General features: G+C 46.1%; 3 protein-coding genes. All 3 read left to right on the top strand.

The window, feature by feature from the left end:
• Positions 1–91 precede the first annotated feature (91 nt).
• Positions 92–2,143, top strand: coding sequence for a M13 family metallopeptidase (locus DN068_RS20975; RefSeq protein WP_111000915.1), 2,052 nt, complete (start codon positions 92–94; stop codon positions 2,141–2,143).
• A 1,001-nt stretch (positions 2,144–3,144) separates the two neighbouring features.
• A complete protein-coding gene (locus DN068_RS20970) occupies positions 3,145–8,154 on the top strand; it encodes a T9SS type B sorting domain-containing protein (protein WP_111000914.1) in 5,010 nt (1,669 codons plus the stop codon).
• A 110-nt stretch (positions 8,155–8,264) separates the two neighbouring features.
• Entirely contained in the window at positions 8,265–13,217 is a 4,953-nt protein-coding gene (locus tag DN068_RS20965) for a T9SS type B sorting domain-containing protein (protein ID WP_111000913.1), read from the top strand.
• The last annotated feature ends 22 nt before the right edge of the window (positions 13,218–13,239 follow it).

Raw genomic sequence — 13,239 nt, 5'->3', positions numbered from 1 at the left:
TTGACTTCCTGCCCGATAAATCCCCCAATGGGTGGGATACAACCGAAGCGTTTATTTGTACATTTGCCGCTGTCAAAACTTTAATTTTAAAATGAATCTTAAGAAGACAGTACTGGCGGGTGCAGCTATGCTGGCGGTTTTCTCTGGCGAAATAGCCGGTGCGAAAGACGCTAATGATGCAGCAACGCGCAAACTGCTGGATCCGGCTAATATGGACAAAGCAGTAAAACCTGGCGATAACTTTTTCCTTTACGCAAATGGCGCCTGGCTGAAAAACAATCCGATTCCTTCTACTGAAACTCGTTGGGGCAGCTTTAACGAACTTCAGGAAAATAACTACAAAGCATTGCACACACTGCTTGAAAAAGCAGCTGCTAACAAGAATGCAAAACCAGGTTCTGCTGATCAGAAAGTAGGTGATCTGTACCGCAGCGGTATGGATACAGTTGCTATCGAAAAAGCAGGTATCACGCCACTGAATGGTCTGATTACCCGTATCAACGGTATTAAAGATGCAAACAGCCTGCTGGCTGAAATCGCACTGGAACATACGGAAGGTATTGGTGATGTATTCAGCTTCGGTATCGGCCCGGATGATAAAAATGTAACACATCAGATCAGCCAGTTCTCTCAAAGTGGTCTGGGCCTGCCTGACCGTGATTATTATTTCAACACGGATGCACGCACTACTAAAATCCGCGAAGCATACAAACAATATTTGGTAAAAATGTTTGTATTGATTGGCGACAATCAAACTGCTGCTGAAGCAGATGCAAAAAGTGTATATTCTCTGGAAGAGTCACTGGCTAAGGCTTCTATGACTCGTGTAGAAATGCGCGATCCGTACAAACTGTACAACAAATTCAACCTCGATGGTCTGAATAAAGAAACTCCGGGTCTTGACTGGAAATCTTTGTTCACGATGCTGAAAATTAAAGGTGAAGACAGCGCAATCGTTGGTCAGCCTAAATTTTTCGCAGAAGTAGGTAAACAACTGACTGCAACTCCGGTTGACGTTTGGAAAAAATACCTCGTTTTCCACCTGGTAAACGGTATGGCTCCTTACATGAGCAGCAATTTCGATCAGACTCGTTTCGATTTCTACGGTCGTACGCTTCGTGGTCAGCAAGCTCAGAAGCCACGCTGGAAACGCGTGCTGTCTGTAGTTGATGGTTCTATCGGTGAACTGCTGGGTCAGATGTATGTGGATGCAAACTTCAAACCAGAAGCTAAAAAACGTATGCTGGAACTGGTGAACAACCTGCAGCAGACTTATGCAGAGCATATTCAGCACCTGGACTGGATGAGCGCAGAGACTAAGAAAAAAGCGCTCGTGAAACTGAATACGTTCATGAAAAAAATCGGTTATCCTGACAAATGGAAAGATTACAGCAAACTGCAGATCGTTGGTAACGACTATGTGAAAAACATCATTGCTGCTTCTGCATTTGAATATGATTTTAACCTGAGCAAACTGGGCCGTCCGGTAGACCGCACTGAGTGGGGCATGACTCCTCCAACAGTAAACGCCTACTACAACCCAGCGTTCAACGAAATCGTTTTCCCTGCAGGTATCCTGCAATATCCTTTCTTTGACTTTGCTGCTGACGACGCTGTAAACTACGGTGGTATCGGTGCGGTAATCGGTCACGAAATGACACACGGTTTCGATGATCAGGGTCGTCAATACGATGCTGATGGTAACCTGAATGACTGGTGGACAGCTGAAGACGCTAAGAAATTTGAAGAAAAATCTGGCGTGGTTGTAAAACAATTCAACAGCTACACTGTTCTGGATAGCGTACACGTAAATGGCGAACTGACACTGGGTGAAAACCTGGCTGACCTTGGTGGTCTGGCGATCGCTTATGACGCATTCAAGAAAACAAAAGAAGGTAAGAGCAACGAGAAAATCGATGGCTTTACTCCTGATCAACGTTTCTTCCTGAGCTGGGCACAGGTATGGCGCGCTAACACTCGTCCTGAAGAGATGGCTTCACGTATCATGACTGATCCACACTCTCCGAACGAACTGCGTTGTAACGGTCCGCTGAGCAACATCGATGTATTCTACAAAGCATTTGACATTAAGCCTGGTGACAAGATGTACCGTCAACCAAGCGAACGTGCTAAAGTTTGGTAGTAATTAATTTTTAACAAAAGCGAAGGGCTTCACAAATGTGAAGCCCTTCGCTTTTTTGACATAGGCTGTGCTTGTCATGCGGAGCGTAGAGGAAGCATTGTGCGGTGGAGCTGCGCCCTTTTTTGCACATGTTGTCTTTTCTTTTTCCTTGAAGAAAAAGAAACAAAAATTCAAGGCTTAAGGAATCTACGGCTAATCCCTACACTTCGTTCAGGACGACGAAGGCATGCAGCTACAATTATTGAAGCTTATTATTAGATTTCATTGCAAGGCTAAGCAAATCTAAATCCCGACGATTCCAATTCTTACAGCCATCATAATTGCTTTACGCTGTCTGCATTTCATTTTTTAACGCCTGCGTTTCCTTAGGCCGGAAGTGTTATGTAAAATCATGCTGAGTTATTCTAATCGCCACATCAACTTTTGAATTCCTTCGCTGCGCTACCGCTCGTCTCCGCAAACGCGTCACACATTGCTACTTCAGATTAAGCGACGCTTGTCATACGGAGTGTAGACGAAGCATTGTGCGGTGGAGCTGCGCCCTTTTTTGCACATGTTGTCTTTTCTTTTTCCTTGAAGAAAAAGAAACAAAAATTCAAGGCTTAAGGAATCTACGGCTAATCCCTACACTTCGTTCAGGACGACGAAGGCATGCAGCTACAATTATTGAAGCTTATTATTAGATTTCATTGCAAGGCTAAGCAAATCTAAATCCCGACGATTCCAATTCTTACAGCCATCATAATTGCTTTACGCTGTCTGCATTTCATTTTTTAACGCCTGCGTTTCCTTAGGCCGGAAGTGTTATGTAAAATCATGCTGAGTTATTCTAATCGCCACATCAACTTTTGAATTCCTTCGCTGCGCTACCGTTCGTTTCTGTTCTGGGTAACAAACCTGTCTATAACTGCTGGTTTTGAATTTTGAATTTACGCCAACAGTCAGCGGAAGGTAAAAGTTTACGAACGGCCTACCAGATTAGGTATTGCGGATTTACCTTTATGGTAGCAAAAGTGCCCGAAGATGGTACTACACCACCCGATGTCACTTGCCGATTACCGAAAGGAACACCTATGATACATTCGCTACCCTCCCGGATTAAACCTATTTTACTATTTCTGCTATGTGCATTTATCAACACAAAAAGCATAGCACAGTGCAATAACTGGTCTGCTTCTGCGCAACTGGTTACCACATCTACCTGTGCATCTAACGGAACTTTTGGTGTAACACTTTCCGGCCCTGATGTAGCTAACCTCAGCAATATTCAATATGGTATTCCCATCACCAACGGATATTCGGTCGCATTGAATAATTCACCAAACTTCAGCGGTATTCCACCCGGCTATTACCCTGTAAGCGTTGTGGCTACCTGCGGCGGTACACAAGTGGGGAAGAATACTTCCATCTATATTCCGGGCAACTATGTATCTCCATTTTTAGTGACTCCGTATTATGTAAGAAATTCATTTAATTGCATGAATACAGGCGGGTTTACGACATATGCAAACAATGGCGCACCTCCTTTTGTTTTCAAATTCGTTAGTACGCCTCCAGGATACACAGGCTCAACGACATTTAACACCACCGGCAATTCTTATACTTTCAACAACCTGTCGCCGGGCACCTATCAGGTACAGGCAATAGACGTATGCGGCAGTGGCACTAATATCCAAACCGTTGTAGTGGGCTCGTTGGTACCAAACTCAGCGCCTATGAGCTTTAATAACGGCACCTTTATTTCCTGCGACTCTATTATTGTAAACATCCCGGCTATCAATACCTATATCGGGTCTCAGTGGGAGGGTTATGCTACGGATACTTCCATTAAAGTCTCTATTCAAATAGCGACCAATGTGTTTGCACCTATCCCGGCCCGCGGCGTAAATACATCACCACTTACTGTAAAGCTGGCGCCAGGAAAGACTTTGAAAGATTGCTATGGCAAACTCATTACCTATACATTTCATCCACCTTGCGGAGCGAACTGGATGTTGACAAGTACGTTCACTAATCCAAGCCTTTCCACTTCTATCAGTCAGACCTGCAATACGATGACCGCGACGGTTTCCTTTAACTATCTGTGCAAGCCTATTACCTATAGTTATCAAAACTCCGCCGGCACTGTATTCGGCCCGTTTACGACCAGTCAGACAAGCGTTACGATGTCGGGACTTCCCACGGGCACTTATTTATTTAACTGTACCAGTGGTGATGGCATGCAGCTCTCTACTAATTTAAGTGGACAACCGACGCCACCGAGCCCATACAGTGTAAGCGTCATCAATGGGGCTGTTGGCTATAATAATTATATCTACGGGTTCGCATTTACAGCTGCGGTGAATACAGTAGGACGTTATATTGAACTATTCAGTGGCCCTGCAGGTTATTCTTATCATAGTTCCTGGTATAGCTATCCCACTACCCAGGCCAATTACAATCAGACACCGGTAATGCCGGGCACCGAACTTTTTCCACCGGGTAACTACGTCTGGAAAATTACAGACTCCTGTGGCGTTTATTATTTGCCAATCACGGTTGGACCGAAAGATGTTTTTCAATTTAATCCTGGCATTGATCATCAAAAACAAACCTGTCAGGGGCTCTGGATATGGCCAAAAGGAACCGCAACAAGCAATGGCACGAATGTGCCCATTCATTTTTCTATTTTGTTCAATGGTTACCCGCTCACTTATAACGGGGTCTGGCCTAAATATGCGCCGGGAGATTCGATCCTGATCAGCACACCCGGTCAATATAGCATCATAGCTTATGAATTCAACCCAGACGATGACTGGAACTATTATGTTGCAGACCCTAATCCGTATACCAATCCTTATACATTTACCTACAATATAAATCCTGTAAAAGTTGACATTAACCATACCCAGGGCTTCACTTGTAAAGGAGCCACCGCGGGACAAGGAAAAATCTACGCACAGGGCATGGGTGGCATTCCGTTCAGCAATCCGACACATTACCAGTATGCACTGGCTTTGCCTGGCAATGGTGCGACTGGTCCATATATTGCCACGAATACAACAGGTGTATTTACCAATTTCGGTGGCAACGCCAACGCTATTTACGATGTAAAAGTAACGGACTCTTGCGGCGCCTTCGCCGTGCAACCGGTGAAAATATTAGACCTCTCTGTAGCCCGTCTTGCCGCAGCGAGTCAATATGTAAGCTGTCAGTCGGGAACGGTACAGCTCAGCGCTATTTTTCTGCCTGGCGCTACCTACTCCTGGACAGGGCCAAATGGTTTTACATCCAACCAGCGCGAACCAATAATTACAAATGCTACTGCGGCCAACACCGGTGTGTATTATGTAACCATCAGTACGCCGACCTGTAATCAGTCAGTAACGGACAGCACGATATTAGTATTAAATGCAAATCCGCCAAAGCCAAGCTATTCGGTGAAATGCGGCCCACCAATTATACTCAGTATCATCAATCCTCAGCCAGGGTTGGAATATCTCTGGCAACAGACTTATGTAACGCCACCCTATTTTCTGAACCCGATGCCGTCAGACAGTGCCAATTCAATTCACGTCACGTATCTGGGTTATTACCGTGCCATTGCTTATGACACAACTACCGGATGTATGAGCTTCAGCGACGATTCCCTGCTATACAACCCGGCGAAGGCACTTACCATTTATTCACCGCATTTGCAGTTATGCCCGGGTGACACCACAATACTAGTGGCCTCTGGCAGCGCGCCAGCTTATCAATGGTATAAAGACGGGGTATTGGTTTCAGGCGCGACCAACAAAATTTATATTGCAGGATCACCTGGCGTGTATAAAGTAACTGTTCAGGCGAGTGTATGCCAGTTATTATCCGCAGAAGTAACCGTTTCAAACATTCCCGCACCTGGCGTAAATCTTACGGGCACACACGATATATGCGCCGGCACGACAACACAATTGCAAACCCCGGCAGGCAGCGGCTATGTTTACACCTGGAGCAAAGACGGTGTGAGTATAACGGGCAACAATACGAATACGCTTACCGCTTCGCAGACGGGCACGTACATCGTTGCAGTGACCAACCAGGGTTGTGCTGCAGTATCTGCACCTTTTCCGGTGACAGTCTACAACAAACCGACCATCAATCTGACTCCTCCGGCCTCACAGACAATCTGTACGGGCGGCACTGTAAATTTCAATACGCCTGCGTGTACTTCCTGTACTTATACCTGGCAATTAAACGGAAATAATATTCCGGGCGCTACCGCAAATTCTTATGCAACAAGTACTGCAGGTTCTTACCGGGTAAAAGTCGGCAATGGAAGCATCTGTCCGGATACAACATCAGCTAACATACAGGTGACTGTACTGCCTGCACCGACACCAGCCATTACAGGCGCTACGCACGATATTTGTTCCAACGGATCAGTGATTTTACAAACCAATACCGATCCTACCTATACTTATGTGTGGAAACAAAATGGCGCCGTAATTCAGGGCGCTACACAATCCTCCTTTACCGCCAATACCAGCGGCAGCTATACAGTCTCCGTGTCTAACGGCGGCTGTACCATAACATCGGCGCCGTTTGTCCTCACTGTACACCCTGCGCCTGTAGCTAGTTTAAGTCCGTCTGGCACACAAAACATCTGTCCCGGCGAATCGGTGACCTTCACTACCCCATCGGATCCGGCATATACTTATGTATGGGAGCGAAACAGCATAACCATTTCCGGAGCCGCGGGCAATACCTATACAACCGGCACTGCAGGATCTTATACAGTAACCGTTAGCGTTGCATTTTGCCCTTCCGCAATTTCTGCGCCAGTAGCCATTAATATACTGCCAACTGGTGTGCATTTACCAAACGACACAGTAGTCTGTGCCGGCGCATTTTCAATCCCACTTGATGCCGGACCGGGTTTTACTGAGTATGGCTGGTCTACCGGGGAAACTTCACAACAGATTACCGCTACGACGCCGGGCATTTATTACGTAGTAGCTAAGAATAAATGCGGTGATTTCATCGATACTGTAATTATTCATTCGCTGTCAGAATATCTTCCCAACCTTCCTGCCGATACCATTGTGTGCAATCAAAACAATTTGGCCACACTGACAGTCGGTTCTCTATATAATAGCATCCATTGGAGCACGGGAGCTACTTCGCCGTCGATCACCGTAACGCAAGCCGGGACTTATTGGGTAAAGGTAGAAACGCCTTGCGGTACCATTTATGACACGACAAATGTGGCTTTCTGTGCCCCGGTGGTTGACTATATGAATTTGCCAGAACAAGCAATCTGTGAAGGTGATTGCATTTCGCCTACGGCACACGTAAGCCAGTTTCCGCTGGAATATGACTGGTATTTCCCGGGCGGTAATCCAACAGCCGCCAACACTGCTGTTCCCGGAACGGTTTGCTATGCGAATGCTGGCGTGTACCCGATAAAACTTGTGGTGAAAAATATGGGCGGCAGTGATTCGATGACGATGCAGGTAACCGTAAATCCGAAACCTGTTTCGGAATTCAGAGACAGCGCTATGATTGTTTCTTATAAGACCAATCTTTCATTACCTGCCTGTGCGGCTGCACAAAGAGCGGACTGGTACAAAGATGGCGTGCTGATTTGCGCCAACTGCCCGACACTTAAAATAGAAGCGAAATATTTCAACAGCACTTATCACTGTGTGGTGAGCAACGGTGATTGTCATGATAGTTGTACGTACAATATCCGTGTAATCGATATTCCCCATGACATGTGGTTACCTGACGCCTTTACTCCAAATGGAGATGGCAGCAATGATGTGTTTCATGTTATCACAGACAATCCAAACGTACTGGTGAACAGCCTCTCGGTATTTAACCGCTGGGGACAACGGGTATTTGTGAGTAACCTGAACAACGATGGCTGGGATGGGACCTTCAATGGCAAAGCTTGTGAACTGGGCACTTATTACTGGATGATCGAGTATAAAATTTTGGGCACGAAAGAAGTTTATTTCAAGAAAGGCGATGTGGAATTAATTCGATAATTCCCCATCCCTTGAAGGGGTGTCTCTACGCGAGTAAACGCACTTTAGGGCTGCGGTAAATTTTGGATTTTGAATTAAATTTGCCGCGCTTATTACCTAATCAAACACCTATGGCACGTTCTATACCCGTCCGGATTAAATCCGTTTTGCTATTTCTTTTTGCTGCAGTCATCAGCTTTAAAGGAATTGCGCAGTGCAATAACTGGTCTATTTCGGCGCAGGCAGTTACACCTTCAACCTGCTCTTCAAGCGGCACCTTTTCGGTGACACTTTCAGGTGCAGATGTGGCAAACCTGACGAATGTTCAATATGGCATTCCGCTGACCAATGGATTTTCGGTAGCGTTGAATAATTCTCCGAATTTCAGTAGCATTCCTCCGGGCACTTACCCTGTAAACGTTGTAGCCGACTGCGGTGGCGTGCAGATTACAAAAAGCACGACTGTAGTGGTGCCGGGAAATTACCAGCTTCCGGTCTGGGGCGTTCTTTCTGCCCGAGCCTCGTTTGATTGTATGTCCACGGGCAAGCTCTACCTCTCGGTTCAGAAAGGCCTGCCACCCTACACCTTCCATTTAACGGCCTGGCCTGCCAGCTACAGCGGTCCCACTACGCATACCACATCAGCAAGCAATGATACTTTTAGCAACCTGCCTGCGGGAAATTATACCTACGAATGCACCGATGCCTGTGGCAGCGGCATTACACCCAATACCTATACAGTACCAGCGTTTACACCGTCTACGCTGCCTTTTCAAATTCTCCCGCCATATCTGGGTTCGTCTTGCAACCCAATTACAATAAGCTTTCCTGTTCAAACTACTGACTTTGGCGTCTGGACGGGATATATGCACGATACCTCCGTCAAAGTTTCAGTGTCTATTTCTAACAACGTTTTTAGTCCTACGCCCTATAAAGCCGTCAACATAAGCGGAGGAATACAGATGACAATGAATCCGGGATTTTCTTTGAAAAACTGTGCCGGGGCTACGCTCATCTACACCTTCCATCCACCCTGCGGCTCCGACTGGCAAAAATCAATACCCATAACCGGCCCATCGTTGCAATTTAACCCCGTGCAAAACTGCGCCACATTTAATGAGGAAGTACTTTGCAATTTGCTTTGTACGCCCATTACCTACACCTACAGTAATGCTGCAGGAACTGTGTTTGGGCCTTATACAGCAAATAACAACGACTTTACGCTCTCGGGCTTACCCAACGGTAATTATTCTATTACCTGCACATCTGCCGATGGTGCTACGGTCACAAGCAATTTCTCCAGCACGTCTATATCCTCCAATCCTTACAGTGTCTCTATTGTAAATGGTAGCGCCGGCCTCAACAACTACATCGACTATTTCAGATTCAATACAACTGTAAATACGCAAGGAAGACATATTGAACTGGTCAGCGGACCTCCGGGCTATTCCTACAGCGCCAGCTGGACGAATTTCCCGGACGACCGGGCAGTCAACAATCAAACCCCGGTTTTCCCGGGCACTCTTCTCTTTCAGGCTGGCAATTATGTCTGGAAGATCACCGATTCCTGTGGCAGCTATTTATTACCAATTACGGTAGGCCCACCAGATTTGTATCAATATACTGCGGGAATTGACCACCAGAAACAAACCTGCGCAGGACTTTGGATCTGGCCAAATGGGACTGCAACAAACAATGGCGTAGCGAAACCGGTAGGGTTTTACATCTATTTTAACGGTCTACCTTTTAACTGGACCGGAACATGGCCGGATTACCACCCTGGAGACTCTCTGCTGCTCACTGTTCCCGGCACCTATACCATCGTTCCTTTTAGTATTACAAAATCCAATTATAACTCTTCCGTTTTTCCAGGCCCCAATGTTTATGTAAACTCTTATACGTTTATATACACATTGAAACCCGTACAAGTAGATATGGACCGTACGCAGGGAGTTATATGCAACCCGACAGCAACGGGGCAAGCTGAAATTTATGCGCAGGGAAAAGACGGACTTCCATTTGTGGGATACTCCGGCCATTACCAGTATTATCTTGCCCTTGCAGGAAATGGTACGACAGGCCCTTATATCGCCAATAATACAACGGGGATATTTTCCAATTTCGGAGGTAATGCCAACGATCTCTTTGATATCAAAATTGTAGACTCGTGTGGCGCATCCGCCTTGCAGCAGATCAAAATACTTGATCTTTCTACAACAAGAATTGCTACTGCTAACCAGTTTGTCAGTTGTCCTGCCGGCACGGTTCAATTAAATGCTATCTATCTGCCTGGTGCCACTTATTCCTGGACAGGTCCAAATGGTTTTACCTCCAACCTGCAACAACCAGTAATATCCAACCTGAGCGCACTGAATGCCGGCGTTTATTATGTAACAGTCACCGTTCCGTTTTGCACACAACCTGCAAAGGACAGCACAACACTTGTATTAAACCCGCTTCCACCGGTGCCAACATTCACTATAAATTGTGGTCCTCCGGTGGTGTTAAATATATCCAATCCATCTCCAAGCTATAAATACAATTGGGTGCTCCATACCAATTTCAGTTCACCAGTGGTAACATTGCCTTCCACGAACGGTAATTCGCTGACCGTTCCCTCAACAATCGGAAGTTATTGGCCTGTAGCGGTAGATACTATTTCTGGCTGTTCCACCATGGGTCTCGATTCATTTAACTATACACCGATAGGAACCGTTCAGATTTATGCACCGAAATCGCAAATATGTGCGGGCGATAGCAGCACATTGGTGGCAACATCCGGTTTTGTATCGTACCAATGGTACAAAAACAATACTGCTATTCCGGGTGCTACTACACAAACATTCGCTGCAGCCGCGGCTGGAACGTACAAGGTTGCTGGTTTCACTAGCCTTTGTCAATCCATTCTTTCCGGAAATGTAATATTGACAGTGTTAGCAACACCCTTCGGCACCATCGAAGGCGCCACGCACGATATCTGTACCAATTCATCCGTATTGTTACAGGCTGATACCGGTACCGGCTACACCTATATCTGGAAAAACAATAACGTAGTAATTCCGGGTGCAACACAATCTTCTTACACTGCCAGTGCAAGCGGCAGCTATACAGTTACAGTTTCCAATGGTATATGCAACGCAACTTCTACACCATTTGCGCTAACAGTGCATGCAGCGCCAACAGTGAACATCACCCCATCGACGACACAAACAATTTGTACAGGTGGTGTCGTCAACTTTAGTACACCATTCTGCAGTTCCTGTACATACACCTGGCTGCAAAACAGTATTGCCATTCCGGGTGCAAGCTCAAATATCTATACTGCAAATAGCAATGGCACTTATAGTGTAATGGTGGGCAACGGAGGTATCTGTCCAGATGTAACATCAACACCGGTAACGGTAGCAATAGTACCACCGCCAACGGCAACAATCACCGGTGCTACGCACGATATCTGCGCCAATACATCTGTATTGCTGCAAACCGATACTAACGCTGCTTATACTTACTCCTGGAAGAAAAACAACGTAACTATTCCCGGCGCCACGGTATCAAATTACAACGCTACTACAAGCGGCAACTATACTGTTGTAGCATCTAATGGCATATGTACTGTAACATCGGCTCCATTTGTATTAACCGTGCATCCGTTACCAGTAGCGAGTATCAGCCCGTCTGCCATTCAAAATATCTGTCCGGGAGAAACAATAATACTCGCAACACCTTCCGATCCGGCGTTCAGTTATGTGTGGCAACACGATGGCAACACTATCCCGGGTAATAATGCAAATACGTACACCGCCAGTGACACAGGATCGTATAATGTAATTGTCAGTTCGGCCTTTTGCCCTTCGGACACGTCCCTGGCTGTAACGATAAACCGGCTGCCTTCAACAGTGCATTTACCAAATGATACCGTGATTTGCAGCCAAAATCCATTTGCTATAACGTTGGATGCAGGACCGGGCTTCACTAATTATAGCTGGTCTACCGGCGCGACTTCAGAACAAATCACAGCAACAAAAGCGGGCGTTTATTGGGTAACCGTCACCAACCATTGCGGCAGTTTTACCGATAGCATCATCATTCATTCGCTGTCAGAATATCTTCCCAACCTTCCTGCCGATACCATTGTGTGTAACCAAAATAATTCGGCCACGCTAACAGTCGGTTCGCTGTATAATAGCATCCATTGGAGCACAGGAGCTACTTCGCCGTCGATTACCGTAGCGCAGGCCGGGACTTATTGGGTAAAGGTAGAAACACCTTGCGGTACCATTTATGACACGACAAAAGTTGCTTTCTGTGCACCGGTGGTTGATGCGATGAATCTGCCGCAACAAACGATCTGCGAGGGAGATTGTATTGAGCCAACAGCACAGGTGAGCAATTTTCCACTGACATATCAATGGTATTTCCCTGGCGGAAATCCCGCAACTGCCAATGCGGCTGTACCTGGAATTATCTGTTACGCAAATGCGGGCACTTATCCGATAAAACTCGTGGTATCTAATGCAAGCGGTAGTGATTCAATGACGATGCAGATTAAAGTAAACAGCAAACCAGTATCGGAATTTAAAGACAGTTCTATCACGGTGCCATACAACACAAGTCTTTCGCTGCCGGCCTGTGCTGCCGCTCAAACGGTAGACTGGTATCAGGATGGGAAACTGATCTGCGCAAATTGTCCGACGCTCAAAATTGGCGAAGCAAAATCTTATAACGCTACTTACCATTGTGTAGTCAGCAACGGAGATTGCCACGATAGTTGTACTTACAGCATTCGCGTCATTGACATTCCGCACAATATCTGGCTGCCCGATGCATTTACACCAAACGGTGATGGCCGCAATGATGTGTTTCATATCATCACCGACAATCCAAATGTGCTGGTGAACAGCCTTTCGGTATTTAACCGCTGGGGCCAACGGGTATTTGTAAGTAACCTCAATAATGATGGCTGGGATGGAACCTTCAATGGCAAAGCTTGTGAACTGGGCACTTATTACTGGATGATCGAGTATAAAATTTTGGGCACGAAAGAAGTTTACTTTTTAAAAGGCGATGTGGAATTAATTCGATAGTTCCCTCATCCCTGAAGGGGAG

The sequence above is a fragment of the Taibaiella soli genome (genome assembly GCF_003236175.1).
In the GTDB taxonomy this organism is placed as follows: domain Bacteria; phylum Bacteroidota; class Bacteroidia; order Chitinophagales; family Chitinophagaceae; genus QKTW01.
Note: the sequence above shows the minus strand (reverse complement) of the source record. Positions and strands in the feature narration are given on the sequence as shown.